This is a genomic window from Paenibacillus sp. Z6-24, assembly GCF_054161335.1.
This window is the reverse complement of record NZ_CP096398.1, coordinates 2,512,433-2,530,152: the sequence shown is the minus strand read 5'-3', so window position 1 is coordinate 2,530,152 and position 17,720 is coordinate 2,512,433. Positions and strand designations below refer to the sequence as shown.

General features: G+C 47.0%; 13 protein-coding genes. 1 reads left to right on the top strand and 12 read right to left on the bottom strand.

All coding sequences use genetic code 11. From position 1 onward, the window contains the following. Nucleotides 1-20 precede the first annotated feature (20 nt). Nucleotides 21-911, bottom strand: a complete 891-nt coding sequence (locus M1D61_RS11050; protein ID WP_458122384.1) for an alpha/beta hydrolase — start codon at nt 909-911, stop codon at nt 21-23. Nucleotides 912-1,199: 288 nt separating this feature from the next. Here M1D61_RS11050 and M1D61_RS11045 point away from each other — a divergent pair, with 288 nt between their 5' ends. Then, nucleotides 1,200-1,691, top strand: coding sequence for a nucleoside deaminase (locus tag M1D61_RS11045; protein ID WP_458122383.1), 492 nt, complete (start codon nt 1,200-1,202; stop codon nt 1,689-1,691). On the opposite strand, the gene M1D61_RS11040 is transcribed toward M1D61_RS11045, so the two are convergent. The 11 genes from M1D61_RS11040 to M1D61_RS10990 all read right to left on the bottom strand — a co-directional run bounded on the left by M1D61_RS11040 (nt 1,686) and on the right by M1D61_RS10990 (nt 17,655). Beyond that, nucleotides 1,686-2,486: an SDR family NAD(P)-dependent oxidoreductase gene (locus M1D61_RS11040; RefSeq protein ID WP_458122382.1), complete on the bottom strand. Its 801-nt coding sequence runs from the start codon at nt 2,484-2,486 to the stop codon at nt 1,686-1,688. The two genes, M1D61_RS11045 and M1D61_RS11040, sit on opposite strands and share 6 nt — an antisense overlap. Nucleotides 2,487-2,582: 96 nt before the next feature. Further along, nucleotides 2,583-2,948, bottom strand: a complete 366-nt coding sequence (locus M1D61_RS11035) for an ArsR/SmtB family transcription factor (protein WP_458122381.1) — start codon at nt 2,946-2,948, stop codon at nt 2,583-2,585. Nucleotides 2,949-3,311: 363 nt separating this feature from the next. Further along, nucleotides 3,312-4,271, bottom strand: coding sequence for an L-threonine 3-dehydrogenase (locus M1D61_RS11030; RefSeq protein WP_458122380.1), 960 nt, complete (start codon nt 4,269-4,271; stop codon nt 3,312-3,314). Nucleotides 4,272-4,308: 37 nt separating this feature from the next. Next, nucleotides 4,309-5,499 carry a glycine C-acetyltransferase gene (locus tag M1D61_RS11025; protein ID WP_458122379.1) on the bottom strand — a complete coding sequence of 397 codons (1,191 nt, stop codon included), beginning with the start codon at nt 5,497-5,499 and terminating at the stop codon, nt 4,309-4,311. 265 nt (nt 5,500-5,764) lie between these two features. Continuing rightward, nucleotides 5,765-7,081 carry a hypothetical protein gene (locus M1D61_RS11020; protein ID WP_458122378.1) on the bottom strand — a complete coding sequence of 439 codons (1,317 nt, stop codon included), beginning with the start codon at nt 7,079-7,081 and terminating at the stop codon, nt 5,765-5,767. Further along, the gene (locus M1D61_RS11015; RefSeq protein ID WP_458122377.1) at nt 7,069-8,370 is read right to left on the bottom strand and encodes a hypothetical protein; all 1,302 of its coding nucleotides are present in this window, start codon (nt 8,368-8,370) and stop codon (nt 7,069-7,071) included. Before M1D61_RS11015 ends, M1D61_RS11020 begins: the two co-directional genes overlap by 13 nt. Continuing rightward, the gene (locus M1D61_RS11010) at nt 8,348-11,893 is read right to left on the bottom strand and encodes a hypothetical protein (RefSeq protein WP_458122376.1); all 3,546 of its coding nucleotides are present in this window, start codon (nt 11,891-11,893) and stop codon (nt 8,348-8,350) included. The genes M1D61_RS11015 and M1D61_RS11010 overlap by 23 nt, the downstream gene beginning before the upstream one ends. Nucleotides 11,894-11,907: 14 nt before the next feature. Then, nucleotides 11,908-13,854 (bottom strand): DUF6765 family protein, encoded by a 1,947-nt coding sequence (locus M1D61_RS11005; RefSeq protein WP_458122375.1) that lies wholly within the window; start codon nt 13,852-13,854, stop codon nt 11,908-11,910. Further along, the gene (locus tag M1D61_RS11000; RefSeq protein WP_458122374.1) at nt 13,844-15,463 is read right to left on the bottom strand and encodes a Hint domain-containing protein; all 1,620 of its coding nucleotides are present in this window, start codon (nt 15,461-15,463) and stop codon (nt 13,844-13,846) included. The genes M1D61_RS11005 and M1D61_RS11000 overlap by 11 nt, the downstream gene beginning before the upstream one ends. 34 nt (nt 15,464-15,497) lie before the next feature. Beyond that, the gene (locus M1D61_RS10995) at nt 15,498-16,355 is read right to left on the bottom strand and encodes a hypothetical protein (RefSeq protein ID WP_458122373.1); all 858 of its coding nucleotides are present in this window, start codon (nt 16,353-16,355) and stop codon (nt 15,498-15,500) included. Next, nucleotides 16,339-17,655, bottom strand: coding sequence for a hypothetical protein (locus M1D61_RS10990; RefSeq protein WP_458122372.1), 1,317 nt, complete (start codon nt 17,653-17,655; stop codon nt 16,339-16,341). Before M1D61_RS10990 ends, M1D61_RS10995 begins: the two co-directional genes overlap by 17 nt. Between the last annotated feature and the right edge of the window lie 65 nt (nt 17,656-17,720).

The window sequence follows — 17,720 nt, the reverse complement described above, 5'->3', positions numbered from 1 at the left end:
AAGCCGGCGTATGCCTTACTTTATTCTGCATGCCGCTCATTCGCCGTCTCTCTGATTTTACGTGCAATCATCTCCCAGGCTTCCTCCGCTTTTTCTTTTGGACCCAGGTGGGTAAACGCGTGTTTGCAGTCTTTGAATACTTTTTCCTCAATATGTACCCCAGCTTCCCTTAATTTCTCCGCATAACATTCCGCTTCCGGCCTGAAGGCGTCATGCTCCGCGATGAGAATAAGGGCAGGTGCCAGCTGATTGCTTACGACAGCGCGAACCGGAGAAGCGAGAGGGTGCTCTGCCTGACCTTTTTCCGGGACGTAGCACATGTTCAAAAAGTGAGCGGCCTGGGGATATCGTGCCCGCCATTTGTCCGTTTCCGGCTTGTTGGCATGCGGAGTCGCAAAATCCAGCATCGGGCATGACAGCACTTGAAGCAGCGGCTGCTTTTCCTTTTTTTCCTCCAAATAGAGACAGAGCGCAGCGGCCAGATTGGCTCCCGAACTTTGTCCGCCGACCATCATTTTTTCCGTGTCGATGTTCAAATCGTCGGCTCTGCTCTGGATCCATCGAAACACTTCATAGACTTGTTCGAGTGGGTTGGGAAAAGGGTACTCCGGCGCTTTTGCGTACTCCACATTCGCAATGATGCATGCTGTCCGGTTGGCCAGGTAGCGGCAGTACGGATCGTCCATCTCCTTTTCGTACATGATGAACGCTCCCCCGTGAAAATTAATATACAACGGGAGTTTTTTCAGTTTGGATTCCGAGGGATAGTAGAAGGAAATATCCGTGAGTTTTACAGATGTCTCTACTTTCATTTCTTTTTTTTCCTTTACTGGCTCGAAGGAGAGCATGGGCGTCTTTTTCGCCTGATTGGGGAAAAGACGAAGAAACCTTGCAGCTATACGGGTGAACAATAGGATAACCTCGCTTTTTTACCGTTTAATCTGGAAATGAATCGTTTCTAACATTGGTTCTCTAATGCTATTACCCTTTTTTCTTTCAAATGTACTAACTTAGAAAAAAAAGCGTCAATCTGAGATATCCTTCTCTTGCTTCCACATGTCCGAGTTTATTTAAGTGATCATTAAATTTATCGATATATTCATCTTTATTTATAAAGTGGTCTACAATAACTGTGCGTGTTCTCCTCGTTCGAAGGTTAATAACTGGAAAAAAGCTTATTTGAAACAGGAGGTTATCTCATGATTACCCATCAGGATTTACGTTATTTAGAACGCTGTATTGAACTCGCTGAAGAAGCACTGAATGGCGGCAATGCTCCATTTGGTTCTATTCTGGTATCAGAAGATGGCAGAGTGCTCGCAGAGGATTATAATCGTATTGCCGGAGGAGATGATACGCAGCATCCCGAATTCGCTCTGGCCCGTTGGGCGGCCGCTCACATGTCACGAGAAGAACGTGCACGCGCAATGGTATACACATCAGGCGAGCATTGCGCTATGTGCGCTGCTGCCCATGGATGGGTAGGCCTTGGACGTATCGTCTATGCAAGCTCATCTGCACAGCTGGAGCAGTGGCTTGCCGAGTGGAATGACGAGCCTTCCCGGGTACATACATTATCCATCGAGCAGGTCATTCGCGATACTCCGGTAGATGGGCCGGTTCCCGAGCTGGCTGAGCAGGTATACCTGCTGCACCGTCAGATGCATACCCAACAGAAGAAGCAGTCATAAATGGTTTCCACCAGCAGACAAAGCTGATTGAAATACGCGTTTCATAAGCCGGACAACTGTGTTACGTGGCAGCCATCTGGGCAGCTGAGCCATGATATAATTGCCACGTCCTGCAATGATGCTGCTGCAATCTTTATCAATGGCTCGAAAGGCTGCATGGACGACATCGATCGGTTCCATTCTTTTACTGGTCAGATGATCCGAACCGGACATAGTATGAAAGGAACTTTTGGTCTCGCCGGGGCATAATGCCATAATCCGTACACCACTGTCTTGATATTCTGCCCATAAAGCTTCCGTAAAAGAAAGAACATACGCTTTGGTAGCTGCGTATACTGCCATATAGGGTACAGGCTGAAACGCAGTGAGAGAAGCCACGTTTACGATTACTCCCTCTCTACGATCCTTCATCTCTCCCAGAAAATGCTGTGTCAATCCTGTTAAAGACAACATATTCAGCTGCATTTCCCGTCTGATCCGTTCCAGAGGAATCTCATCAAATCGACCGAGTGTGCCAAACCCTGCATTATTGATAAGAATATCCACCGATAGGCCAAGCCTATCGATTTCTCCTTTGATATAATCATCTGCGCCGATTATAGAAAGATCGGCAGAAATGACAGCAGCACGAATAGAATAGGTATTCTGAAGGTTCGCGGCGATCTGTTGAAGTTTCTCCTCCGAGCGAGCTACCAATACGAGATCGCATCCTTTTCGGGCAAGCTCATGGGCGAATACTTCACCAATTCCCGAAGAAGCTCCAGTGACGAGTGCCGTTTTTTGTGAATAGTTCATTTAATGTCCTCCTTCATTATGATCAAATAATTAAACTTTTGATTATTATATTCAAAAAATTGACTCTCTTTCATTTCTGTAAGAAAGTCAATTTTGTTACTCCGATATGTTTTTGTCCGGATGATGGATAACCCTTTCGGCAGCCTGAATGATAGATTGAAGCTGCTTGATAACTGCATCATCAAAAGACAAATGGTAATATACTTCTGTTTTTTCTTTGATAGAATATAAAATTCCAGCCTGCTTCAAAATGCGCAAATGATGGGATACAGCTGGTCTGGATAAGGGAGATTGTGCGACAACCTGTGCTACATTCATTCGTTTGGATATCATGAACATCATCAGAATATCCTGTCGGATCGGATCCGCCATCGCTTTGAAAATATCTGTAGACTTGCGAATCTCCTGTATTAGAGCTTTCTTTTGTTGCAGCAGCTCATCCTGCTCGTCGTATTCTTTCATGGTATCCCGCCTGTTTAAAATGATTAAATGTTTGATTACTCGATTAATATAATTGATTACGAGAGAGAAAGCAACCTTGAAGAAGGATGGGTTTTGAATATCTGCTGATTCTTATGTAATCACGAATCCTGATATTGAAAATCATATCGCCGAGCTGCGTGGACACTTGAACTTACAATTTAAGGTTCGTATATACAAACAGTTCTGATCGAATACCAACACAAAAAGGAAACCTCTTCTTGATTCGAAGGGATTTCCTTTTTTCTAAGAAAGAATACTATATGCATGTCTGTAAGCAACATCTATATTATATTTGTACTTTCTATCCCCTATTTCGCTTTGCATAGCGATTTCCTAATTACTTCAAGCCTTGCGAAGCATTAGTCTCGCGCTTAGCTGTGAAAGCATATCCTTTGTCATGGCCTTCAAATCGTAATGGGTATGAAATCCCCATTCTGTTTTCGCTGCCGTCGCATCAATAGAATGCGGCCAGCTATCGGCAATCGCCTGTCTCTTTGGATCAATGTCATAATCAAGGATAAAACCGGGAAACTCCTCCCGAATCGCTGCAGCAATCGCCTCCGGATCCACGCTCATAGCAGTAACATTAAATGAATTGCGATGCACCAACCGATATGAATCCGCTTCCATTAAATTGATGATAGCGTCCAGGGCATCCGGCATATACATCATGTCCATGTTTGAACCCTTGGCGATATAAGATGTATACCGGCCAGTCGTTACGGCTGCGTAATAAATTTCCACTGCATAATCCGTCGTGCCTCCGCCGGGAGGCGTCATATAAGATATCAAACCCGGGAATCGCAGCCCCCTCGTATCCAGGCCATATTTGTGAAAGTAATAATCACAAAGCAGTTCGCCGGACACTTTGTTCACACCATACATCGTATTGGGCCTCTGGATCGTATCCTGCGGGGTATTGTCTTTTGGAGTCGAAGGGCCAAAAGCTCCAATAGAACTTGGTGTGAAAAATTGGCAGCAAAGCTCCCTGGATATTTCAAGTGCATTCATCAATCCACCCATATTCAAATTCCAGGCAAGCAGTGGTTTCTCCTCTGCGGTAGCCGACAGCAGCGCAGCCAAATGGATGACAGTATCCACTTTGTACCGCTTGGCAATTTCGAACATCGCCTTACCATTCGTCACATCCAGCAACTCGAATGGCCCAGATCGGGTAATTTCGTGGGCGGATGACCTGAGATCCGTAGCAACGACGTGATCCGCACCATAAATCTCACGTAATTTAACAACTAACTCAGAACCGATTTGACCCAGCGCTCCGGTCACCAAAATCTTGTTCATAAGACATCCCTCCCGCAATATAATCCCGCGTATGCAGCTAAATCAGCTTCATTTCCTTGCCGACTTTCTCATAAACGGAGATCACCTGATCCAGCATCTCCTTGGTATGGGCAGCTGTAGGCATGTTGCGTATTCTACCGGTTCCTTTCGGAACTGTCGGAAACACGATTGCCTTAGCGTAAACGCCTTCTTCATAAAGCCGTTTACTAAAGTGTTGGGTAGTGAGTTCATCGCCAATGATACAAGGTGTGATCGGCGTTTCGCTTTGGCCTACATTATATCCAAGCCGGCTCAAGCCATTTTTCAAATAATCGCCGTTCTCCCACAGCTTCTCGATCAGTTTCTTATCATCCATCAAAATGTCGACAGAAGCGCTACACGCAGCGATTGCAGCTGGAGGTAGAGATGTCGAGAACAAAAACGGACGACTTCTCAGCTTCAACCATTCGATCAGTTGTTTTTTACCTGCTACATAACCGCCGACCACGCCGATCGCCTTGGACAGCGTACCAATCTGAAAGTCAATGCGGTCGGACAATCCAAAATGCTTCACGGTTCCTGCACCTGCTCCGAGAACGCCGGAACCGTGGGCATCATCCACATAAGTAATCAGATCGACTTCTTCTGCTATTTTTGCGATTTCAGGCAGCTTGGCTATATCACCATCCATGGAGAAAACACCGTCAGTGATGACCATAATTTTACGATACTGACCGGATTCCTTGGCAGCTTTGGCCTGCTGTCTTAAATCATTCATATCCGAATGCTTAAAGCGAATCACCTTGGCTCTAGACAGGCGGCAGCCATCAATAATCGAAGCATGGTTCAGCTCATCAGATAAAATCGCATCATGCTGATCCATTACCGCAGATATAGCAGCCATATTGCAGTTAAATCCCGATTGATACACGATAACAGCTTCCGTTTTTTTGAAACGGGCCAGTTTTTCTTCCAGTTCAATATGAAGATCCATCGTACCGTTAATGGTTCTCACCGCTCCTGCTCCTGCCCCGTAGGTCTGCGACGCCTTAACGGAAGCATCAATCAGGCGAGGATCGGTTGCCAGTCCCAAATAGTTATTAGAGGACAAATTGATCAGGGACTTTCCGTCGATACGAATAACAGGACCATTCGCACCCTGCAGCGTGTCGATGGAATTATATAGTCCTTTCGTTTTTAGATCTTCGATATTTGAACTTAAAAATTGGCCCAATGCTTGACTTGACATTCCATTACCTCCTCGGTGTACGCATGTCCTCCTTCAGGAGACATATTATTGTTGGGAAAGCCCTTAATAAAAGGAAGTATACTAATTTCAATGTATCATCTTTTTTATCACATGTACACACGAGAAGGACAAAAATATAAGCAAAAAAACATAGCGAGTACTAGGTAAGATTACACACGTCCGCCAAGTACTGGATAGGAGTGCGCACATGTCCGCTATGTTGTGTATATCATTTTTATTGATTCTCAAAAAATACGGGTTTTATCTAGGCTTTCTCAAGTGTATTCGATTTTACCGAATATACTTGATTGATAAGCTGCCCGGAAGTACCCGTACAATACAGTGTAATTGTCAGTGGAACGTCCAGCGGATTAGCAAATTGGATGCTGCCTCTGGCCTGACCTGAGCTGCGAACCTGTCCATCCGATGTCGTCAGCTGAATTGTGGTACAGTTCGAGACTTCCCAAGTCAAATAGTAACGGTATGCATCCGGGAAATGTCCGGTTCGGTAATAAGTAAACTGTTCTACCTCCAGATAGTCCACAACTCTAATGGTAAGACTTTGCTGGATCAGCGCTTTTGTTCCCATCCCGCTCAGAGTGTATACAGTTGAAGCTCTCGTGGGCATAACAGAGATTGATGTCCCGGATAGACGCCCGATGCCTTGATTGAGATATAAATCACAGTCAATTTCAGCTTCATACGATAACGTTACTATTTGCCCGTACTTTGCCTCATTATTTATGAAATCTGAAGCAAAACGTGTAATAACGGGAGACTCCACATATACTGTGGCAGTACGAACAACCTGCCGGGCATCGCCAAATGCATACAGACAAAATATGGTATCTTCGAAAACCTCGATTTTTTGGCTTCCTACGCTTTCAACGACCAGATCTCCAGGTGTTAGTACGCACTTTTCGACATCGCCGGCTACAGCCCATTCGATTGTTATCGTATCACCTACCGCTACTTGGGTGCGGCTGCAGTTAAGGCTTAAAATATGCAGTGGTGATCTTTTTTTGAAATAAGCCAAAAAATCGGTCCCGCCAGCAACAGCTGTACTTCCCACTGCTTTTTCCTTTAATCCAGCTGCCTTTGTATTCATCGCAACAGCGGGAAAACGTACGGCTGCGTATATCATTTTCTCTAATTCGCCGAATGAAATTAGATTGCCAATGCTGATATAAAACTTATCTCTCGGAGCCAGCTCGTATGCATACAGCGGATAGAACTTGAAATACATGCCATACCGCTCCGAATCGAATGCCTGCTCGGCTGCCCAGTTGTACGGAGGGTAAGCAACCATCTTCGCTGCCCACTCTAGCGTTGTCAGATACGCATCCCCGCTTCCAAGCGGGAAATAAATATAGATGACCGAGATAATATTTTGTTCCTCTTCAATCCCTGGGATTGGTGCATCTTCCGGAAGATCATTTACGAAAGAAGCGGTCTCGGCGCAGCTAACGTTTGCAATTTCGATATTTATTGTGTTAGGAAACAACAAATCCGTGTTTATCTTATGCTCGCTGAGCAGAATCGTCTTCGCTCCCTGAACATTCGCTTGAATCAAACGGTCCATTGCGCCACCTCCCCATTCAGCAGCAAGACCGGATACGGACTTCCATCGCTTTTCGTACAGATGAGCCTGGCACCAAGCAGCGGAAGTTCAGATACGTATTTGAATGTTCCAGAAGCATCCCTGGATGCCGTATACCAGAACACATTGTCTTCAGTAATCTGAAACAAAACATTTTGTGAATCTTGTGTGATCCAGTTCCACCTGCTGTGTACATAATCTGCATATACGCGAATTCGGCTTTCAAAACGCTGCGGCTTATCCAGTAGGAGTCCTTGCAAATTAAGGCCAGCTGCTTCCCGGTAGATGCGGCCTTTGGCGCGTAGTACAAGCTGGGGCTTATCTGGCACAACAATCTGCTGCTTGCCGCTTTGGTCAACTGACGTCCAGGCTGTACCTATTCCAAGCTGAAGCGGATTATTGTAGCGGGATTGCCAAGCTGCCTGCCGGGTTGACGGGTCGTAATCCAGTTGGGTGATCTCCGGAGGATGTACATACAAATTTACAAAAGCTTCCGTGTCCAGCCCGTTTCCTTTTATTGACAAGTGATAGGCCATATTCCGGTTCAATTCCACTTTCATACCAGAAGAAGAAAGAGAGAAAATATCCGTCCGGCCAGGCGTAAGCTGCCCTTCTCCCGCTCCGCTGGTCTGCCACTCCAATCGGACAGTTCCCTCTGCTCCGATCGTGGTAGGATCGCTAAAAAAGCGATTGATCTGTGGAGTCGCAGGCGTTTTTCGAATCGGGAATGTTTTGATTACATTTTGAATGCCAACGACATTCTGAATATCCGCATATACATAAGTAAGTCCTATAGGCGTATAAGATTGAATATTTAAGCACCGGAAATACACACTAAACAACGTTTCGATCACGTACCGGTTATAACAACTGATAACGAAACTAAGATACCCGTCCTCCACAACGCCGTGCGCGACGGACCAATCGCCCGATTCGGTCTCGAACGTAATCAGCTGCCCTCGCTGGACGTCGATAAAGTCTCCCTGCTCATCTCCGCATGGGAAAAAGAAGCGGATATACGATGTATCACTGATAGTCTCTCTGTCTTGAAGTTTTTTTAAAATTATTTCCGACGTGAGCATTAGCGGATTATCGAAGACAAGTCGGTGATCCCTCTCCGGATTCAGCAGTTGAAACGTCAGCTGATCACGTACCGGATTATCATGGCCAAGGCTGACCTGTTCATTCACCGCAATGCAATTATTATCGATATCCAGGAGATAGCGGCAGTTGTCCAGCAGTTCTGATTCAACTTGAAGGTTCGGCTCCATGTTCGCCTCCCGTTTTTAATTTCAGCCATCCTTCCAATGCACGAATCGGCGGTTTTGCCAGAAAAGCATTTCCGTTGGACGGTTTAGGATTTTGTGTCTCGATCCATTGCTCTACTTCCCCGGGCGTAATAAATGTCCACTCCCGGTCCGGAAGTCTGGTCAGCGGCAGCAACACACTGTCTTCTCCCATTAGCATCGGCCCCGAATACAGCATCAGATGAAGACGATTCAGCGCAAACTCGATCCGATCCTGTGGAATGCGCTGCTCCGAGACGGGCAGCATACCGCTAATCAAGTGAATCGAGGCCAGCGGGTCCAAAATCAGCGAGATTACAGTTCCTTCCGCTTGGTCATCCGCTGGAACGCCGATCCGGTTATTACGACGGAAATAATCGGATGTCTCATCTGCTGACGCGAAAGCGCTGTTGAACTGCCCGTAGCCCGGGCTGTCCTGAACAAAAAATCCGATTGTCCCATCTCCAGTGTGCCGCTTTTCACCGACCCATAATGGCATTTCAAATGCCCGGATTGATATGTCAGGTATAGGCGGGATGGGCTTGTTGTTGGGCTCCAGTCGCTTGTAAGCGGCAGGTGGACCGGTTTGTACCAACTTCATTCTCGCTCTGGCGAGTACCAGCGGCTTTCCAACGAATAGACTCAAGCCGCCAGGGGCCGCCGATTCTTGTTGATCGATATCCCATAACGCCGAATCAACGATCTGAAGAAATGGAGTCAGCACGTCTTCACGGGACTCGCGACTTCGGCGCAGCATCTCGCTCAGTAATCCCTTTATCTCCGCATTCATTGAAGTCGGCAGTTCCTCTTCCCCATTCATGTCAAAAGTATTTTGCTCCGCTATCGGCATGCCCGGCGCATTTCGCCATTGTACACGGGCTCCATCGAATGCAGTTGCGATCAGGCTGCCCAGCATGATGCCCTGCTCGTCGTAGATCATCAGGCTTTGATCCGCGTGGTTAGGGACCAACCATCCGCACACCGGCGAATCCGCAAGATTAAAGTCACATACTTCCGGACTCCTCGCCTGAATCCAATCGAAAGCAAGCCGGCTCGGTTGAATAAAGCGGGGCGGAAGCATCACGTACTGTCCGAGCACTTCTTTTGATGCTCGCATGTCTTCGGCAAGTGCATATTCATTGCACACAATATCCTGAAATTGTCCGAATGTATCGATCAGTCTAAGCTGGTCGAACTTGAAAAAGCCACCGCGCAAAGGCGAGAAAAAAGTATTGAATCGTGGCTGCTCCACAGCAAACCCTGTCAGCACATTGGCCACATGATCCGCCAGTTCAACATCTCCTTTTGGTGGGACCATAACAGGGAATTGCAGCGACAGCAGACTCATCACAAATGCTTCATTGAATCCGTCAAGTGCCTGTGATAGATAATCGGCTTGATCCAGCGACGTCAAAGTGCGGGGCATCTCGTCTCCAAACTGTTTTACTGTCATTGTCTGCAGCTGCTTCGCGATATGGGGAGTCAGAAAGATTCGTCCGCTGAGAGTGACCGGACTGCTCGTATCGATCACTGGACCGCTGAACGTGTAATCCGTATTGCCAAATGTCCAGTTCTCAAGAACCGGATGACTACCGATCAACGCTTTATCCGGGTAATAAATACCTCGCCAGCAGAGCAGGACAGGATTCCACGGCGGTGTCCAGACTGAGGCAAACGCCGAATCTGGAAACCGCTCTTGCGGATCAACCTCTCCCGCTGTCATATCCACTTGAATCCGGCGTACCTGTGCGTTGACCTGAGTTCGTTCTTCTTCCGAAAAAGGCAGCAGTCCGAGCTGTTCGCCGAGCAGCATAGTGATCCGGTCGGAACTGTTCAAGCTAAAAAGAACACCTTCCAGCAGCAACTGCGGATATGCACCCTTCACGCTCGCTTCAGGCAGCAGCTCCGCACTCGATAAAATCGGCGCATAAGCCTGCCCTCTCACCGTAATATCAAAGCGCAGCACATTTATCGTTTCCTGTAGCATCCGGCACGACAGCAGATTCCGCTCGTCTTCGGAAGTATGCGGCTCGAACAGCGTCCCCCGGCCTGCGCCCGATAATAGCAGCACAGGCGGATTTGGCTCGTAATACCGACTGCCGGAGGTCTGCTCCAGCTTGTACGTGGATTGCACAGAATAGGCTAACTGTTCGCCCAGAACCTTAAGACGCTCGCTCGACTTCTCGATTTCGATCTCGGCATTGTCCAACTCCCGGATTTCTTGGTTGAGCTTTTCCTGATAAACGGACATCCACTTTTGGGCTGCCTGGCTCTGAGAAGGATCGGTGTTCTGCGCTTTGATCATGTACTTACACCATAAAGTGTAGATCCCCGCCCTCTTTGCATCTGCATCAAATGATTGCCGGTAAAGATTAGCGGTTCCCGATTGCAAATTGCGAAACAGAATCCGATCGGTGGTCGACAATTCCGGCAATTCAGTATAACTTGGATCGTTAATGTTGCTTTGAAGTTTGTACGTGTTCTGTTCGGCATAGATTTGAAATCGTCGATCATGCTGTGCATAATCCGATTGATATATGCCATTTAGATTGAGTAGTTTATGGCTCTGATCATTTAATAGCACGCCCAGTAAAGTCTCATTTGATCGATCCCGCTCTCCATACAGCGCTGCGACCGCTTCAGCCGACGTATTGCCTACGGCTAACTTAGGCATTGGCAGGTTGCGAATTACCGGAGCGTTATAGTCGGTTTGATCGTTGATCCAGTACAGATCGCTCAATATGCCATGCAGAACCGGCGAAGCCGGATATGCGAGAGCTTCTGGCGGCTGCCAGCCGTAGCGTTCGCGGCACGATTCAGGCGTATGTACAAGCAGCCGACCATCCCGGTATTTTCCGCGTACAATATAACCGATCGATACATGTTCCAGCCGCTTGCCTGTTTCATCCATCAGATCGTCATAAAAACCGAATACGTTCACATGATATGGATACATCGCTGAAAAAGCTGGATTGCCAGGCCCCAGGGCAGTCAAAGGATCTAACCATTCGGCAGGTTCGGCAACCTGCGTTTCATAAGGGTATGATCGACCGAGAAACCGGTAAAGTCTTTGACGATCGTTCAATTTTGGAAACGTCAAGCTGCCTTCATTATGGTATTCAGAACTACTGACTGCTTCCAGTGCATCGCTTTCCACAATCCAGTGCCGGGTGAGTAAAATGTCAGGCTCGGCTTTGGTCGACCAGAGCCGAGTGACAATCCATCGCTCAGGCACATTCGGGTATTCGGGTTCGGCATCTTCCCTTTCCTGAAATCCCTGTCTCAATCCTGCCGGCAGCCTCCAGCTCAGATGAACACCAGGTTTTTGCATTGTTTGGGTACTCATGAGATCGGAAGGTACATAATTTCCAAGCAGATCAATGCGCAAGCGAGTGAAGTCGTCCGGAATATTGGCAAATACTGTCGGCACGGGACTTATCCCGACCATCATCGCTTCCACCCGGATCGGTACACAGAGAATATTTGCCTCAGGCTCCATTTTAGTCATGGCGTTCCTCCACTTTAAAGGTTCCACATATATTCAATATCAGCAGCGAACTGATCGTCCTTGCCGGTGTCGATCATAATATTTCGGTAGCCTTCTTCCCGTCCTGAACTGACTTCGAGCGTAATTTGAATGGCAAGCTTCATTCTGGCAATGCTGGCACTAAATTCCCGGGTGGAGAGTCGGTTTTTCCATTCCTCGGCGGCTTTGAGATGCAAAAGCCCAGTATCGGGGTCCCCCTTAAAGGTTACGAATTTGGAATTGTTACAGTACCGGAATGATTGGCCGGACAGCGAGGTCAGCGTAATATGCAGATCGCTGTAACCCAGTAGCTTGAATCCGTCATCCAACTTCATCTGCAGATCAATCGGCGTGTACAGGTCGAGCTGGCTGTTTCCCGTCTGCGATATGTACATCGCATTCAGTGGATAGTTGTAATCGGCGGTTGTGCTGGACGTTCCATTCACAATCTGTATCGCAGGCCTACCGGTTCGGCTAACAGGATGAACCGGTTTAAGCTGCGAAATCACCGTCGAATTTCCGAATACCGTATAGTTTTTGGTGAATGTTTTTTTCTCTTGTCCGCTGTCGTTTTTCCATGTAAACGACAACCGGGCCACCAGGTTCTGATTATCGTCCGGAATGCCCAGTATCATTTTTTCATTAATTGATCTAACGCTTTTATACGTGTAGGGTTCTGACTTGATCAGCTCCTCAGTGTCCGTATCGAAAATTGTAACAATCAAAGCCAGCGAATCCAGCTTGGCCGGTAAAGTGGCTGAAATATTCAATTCATAATCGTCTCCTGTAAAATTGGGCTCAGAGACTTCACATTCCCATGAATGAGCAGCCTCTTTATTTTCACTTAGCATGTCGTCCGCCTCCTGTAAAATACCAAGCACAGTTTCCCGAACGTCCTGAATTATCAAAAGAAAGTCAAAATATTCCTGCTGTTCTGGTTGTAAGTCCGGATCCAGTTCCACAATGGATTGCCGTACTGCATCCGCATCGTAATCATAATTCACTCCTGTTGCATCGCTCCAATGCTTTTGTAAATCTGCATAGCTTTCCAAGTCGGTATTCCATCCCTTGATAAGCCCAGGCAGCAGATTATCACGCCAGTCCTGATCAGAGGGAGTTTTGCCTATGAAGTTGCATAGGAACCCGTACACCGCTTTAGCCGTTTTGGCAAAGTAATCATTGCTGAGTCGAGTATAGTGACTCATCGATGTATTATTTTTTAATATAAATTGGATATTATAGTCATCACACACGCTGCCGGTTTTGAACTTGCCTATGTTAGGGTAAGCTGCATATTTATCTAAATTATATTGTTTCGTAATATCTTTGAACGTTCGACTATCTTTTACTTCTACAATCTTCCAGGCGTTTACATTGCTCTGGTAACCATTAAACGGTACATAAGCAAAGCTGTCAGAAACGATATGCAGCAGCACGCCAAGACGCCGAAGTCCCTGAATCGATTCAGGCGTAAGAGCTTCCCCGCGATTCGGTTCATACCGTTTCGCTGCGTTGCGGAATAGTCGGCTGAAGGCTTCGCTGCTTTGAAGATTCTTGATCGGATAGACGCGGTATTCCGTATTGCCTTCTCCGTCATCACCCATCGCAGCATCGGTAAAGTAATTAAATGGGATCAATCGCTCTTTTTGAATTTGTTTGTTTTTGAGTTCACTTTTCCAGGCATCCGTATTGCTTTCTTCGTCGATTGCAGAAAGCAACAGCGGGACTTTGCACATATCCGGCCCTTTGGATGGTTCGTTCTGGTACAGATGACGCTTTTTGATCGCTTCAGACAACTTGTCCTTTTTCAAATAGACAGTCACATCCTGATTGTTCTCATTGATAAACTGACAGGCGGATGCGATCAATTGAGCTTCTTGATCGTTATATCCTGACCGAGCCGCAATGTACTTTACCGTGAAGTAATGAAAATTAATTTTCATGCATTATCAACTCCTTCTTACGGTTTTGCAGCATGGAATCGCCAATTAACAAGCCATTGCCGATCAGAATCGTTTCGGTGTCGAATTCGAAGTTATAAACCGTATCTTTGTAATCCGACCACTTCAAATCCGTGATCGTTTCCAATCCGTCTACAGTTTGCAGTTGCATTCCGACCTTCAGTTCGATTGCGCGCTGCAAACCCTGTTCGGTGCACATCATATGATCGGGCGTCACACGTATGCTTCGGCTAGCCGTAGATATGCTGTAGAGCCTGTGCTCGTAACCGGTCAGTACTTTTCGAACTTGAACTGCGTCTCCATTCAAGCAGCGAACCATTTCCCCGATTTGAACCTGGTCCGCTCGTTTGAGCACTCCATCACTCATCTCGATCTCCGTATCCCGTGCAACGCAGCCCCATTGAATAAAAATTTTGGCAGATTGGATGTTGAGCATATCGTAATCTTTACCGTCGCTTTTTACGGAAACTCCAATTGTCAAATCGTAATCGCTGGACATGACCACGCCAAACGAAGAGTAAAAGTCTACATTTGTATAAGGATTATAACCAACCTCAGAGAAGTCGAGTATATTATTCCACGACTGAGGAAATATAAAGGTCATTTTAATGCATTGGTTTTGATCGTCGAACGCGTCTTTTCGCTGAATAATCTCGTCCGGGTTACCGTAAAAATTCACTGTACCATTGACCATGTTTTTCAACCACATACGGTATCCGTACTGTTCGTCAAGTCCGATAATAGACCATTTGTCCGCCGCTTCAACCGTGACCGAGAATGGAACCCGGACCAAAATTTTAGTGTGGTTCTCATACACAAACGGCTGATCGTCGTTTGTGTAATCATAATCAGGAATCGCACCTTCACGAATGTAGGAGATTTTAACTTCTGTATGAGCTGGATCATTTTGATGTTTGGGCTGGATGACAGGGTCATTAAGCGTGAAAGATTTGATGATATCCTTATTCCCTTGCAAGGTAAACCCTTCATTTTTGGTAACATAAGCATTTAATCGAGCAGGTTCAAAATCATTTTTTGCGCGTGTTGAACAATAAAACGTGCTGTAAATCATGAATTCCTGGGGTGTATCTTTAAAGTATCGAGGATAGTTGGCCTGAATAGTCCCTTCATAACTGCAGGTATTCCTAACATTATCCGCTGTAGTATGCAGTAACATATCATTTGTAACATCGTAAAGGTGGGAAATGACGCTGATATGCTCTTTCTCCTCAATGTACTCGGCTATGATCGACGCGAGAGCCAAGCCATCCGGATTGTCATTCGCCTTCTTTGCGGAACCGAGCTGCATTGACGGCTGAAAAATAAGATTTTCGATTGCCATCTTGTTATCCGGACCATTATGGTAACCGGTATCTGAAATCTTAGAAGAGCGCAGCAGCGGACGGGTTTGAAGGTCCTTGAGTACAGGCATAAGATGCGGATGTCTCTGCTCAAACTGCTCGATGCCGCCAATCTGTCTCAGGAAAAAGTCATAATGATCATGATCAGATAAATCAAGCTCCAACATGCCGGTATGCGGATCAATCTGTTCCAGAACGCGATTATGAGAATCAGTTAAAAATTTGTACATCCTGATCTTCCCCTTTCTCCTATAAAAGTGTCAATCAACTCTCGTTATCCGTACGAACGACTTGGCCGATATAAGGCGTCTTGATCATTTGCAGTGCAAACTCAGCCGAGGTCACAGGCCTATGGAAAAAATTCTCGATATTGCGGGCGGTTGCGCATATATCGATCGTACGCATCTTCGTATCCTGCATAACCACCTCCACTGTATCGGTGTTGGCCAACAGTGCTCCAGTCTCAAAGCTTCTGAGCCGTTTGCTGTAATTCCCGTTGATATGATTGAATCCAAAATAAAAGCTTTCCGGCGGCTGGGCGACTTTTAGCGTATATGGTACTCCGTCGAATAGACCGATCAGCACATCGTCGGACAAATTCTCAATGCGAAGCGCTCTCAACAGTTCGCCATCTGCGGACAGCGCTTGAAATTCCAGCCCGCGCCAACCTCGCACAAGTGGTGATCGTAAAATGAAGCCGCCGATAACTTGCACTTCTTCTTCCGCTTCCTCTGGCGCGAGCTCCTTCTTCTGAAGGCGCGGGCGGATTGTTTTTACCTGTTTCCCGATTTGCGAGAATACCGTGTTGATCAACTGCCTGTCATGGTCCAGATCAATTGAAGCATTACGGCCCAGACTGCAGGCTCCATCGACCAGTGCCCGCTGCCAGTTGGGATTAATGTAAAATAAACGAATTGCATTGTCGGGCAGCAGAAGGTCGGATGGAATCAGATAATGAAAAGGAACATTATCAAGTAAACATAAGCGGCTCAACCAGTCGATCAGCTCACTTTCCGAGCTGTTTGCATTTACTGGCGGCTCTTCGGCAAGTTCACCGAATGCCCGGCGGATTTGTCCATGAAGCGCATGGGCCGAATTTTCCCAATCAGTCCGTATGTTCATCGCCAATCACCTCGCTTAATAGAGATGTATATCGTTCGTGCAGCTGCTGTAAAATCAGTTGCCTGCCACTGTCCGGTTTTCCGATTCGCTGATCGCTGCGTAATGCGCAGATAAACGGCTTTCCGATCGAAGTGTCTTTTAATCGATACCGAATATTCGCGCCGTCATAATATCCGGATAAATGCGAGCTGAGTAATCCGCGGTACACCGAAGTTCGTACGGATCGTACGTTATTTTGACGCCAGGCGTACAATCGCTGTGCATAAGACTGATCCGCTAACGCCATCGATTTGCCGATCTGCCAAGCGCTGGCATATCGGATATCCATCATGCCAATACCCGGGTCGTAAGCGAGCCATTGATCGGCAAATCGCGCACAAACGGCTTCTTCCTTTGGTTCATTGTAAGGAATCAGTGGCGGCTGATACCAAGATACAGTGCGGCTGCCATCACGGACTTGATGATTCATCGGCACATAGCCCAAGTCGGACAACAGCCGTACCAGCTGGTTGTCGCCCGAATAAGGTGTCGCAATCATTGCTGCATCCAACGAAGTGAACGTGGATGCGAAGTCGAACGCGGCTTTCGCCATTGAGAAATTCCAGCTCGTCAGCACAATCATTCGAACCGCCTGGCAATCGGCCAGTGCCTGCCGCCGTCCCTGCTCGCTCTCCAGGCAGGCTTCGTAACCTTCCAGCGATACGAGGCAAGCGATATGACGAATGGATGCATCATCTTTTTCAGGTTCAAGACTGAAGCGATTCGTCACAACGGTTGCGAACCAGTCGTCGGTTACAGAAGCATCCGTAACTTTGGGGTCCAAACTTACGCCTTTGCCATGAGATAGCAGTGATAACGCTTCTGCAAAAGGAAGGATACCGGCCGCGATCTTTGTTGGAATCCGCACGTATGTACATGGCGCATCGGGCTTCTCGTACGTCTCCAATATTAGATCAGGGACAAAAGTTCCGGCTTCAGGTTTCAGTGCTTCCTCACAAGTGCCCTCGATCAATTCGACTCCCTCTGTCTCGTCAAAAACCAGAAGAGCCAGCCAAGGCATAGCCGGAACGTGACTCAACAGCATCTTCTCCCATGGCAGCGTTCTGCGGTTGAGCACAATATGCGGCAAACATTCACTGTAATTACCTACCGTTTCGCGAGGCGGGTAGACGGAATAAATCTGGTCAGGCGAGAGTCGGAATCGCTCAGTGGAGACTTTGAATTCTGTAGATTCGTTAGCCAATAGACATTCAACACTGGTGGCAGTTTCAACCTCGATCTTGTACGTTCCCGCTTTCAAGGCCGGGTCACACCGTTCTGAAAAACGAATAGATTTTCCCATATCGTCTCCCTTTCGTCGTATCC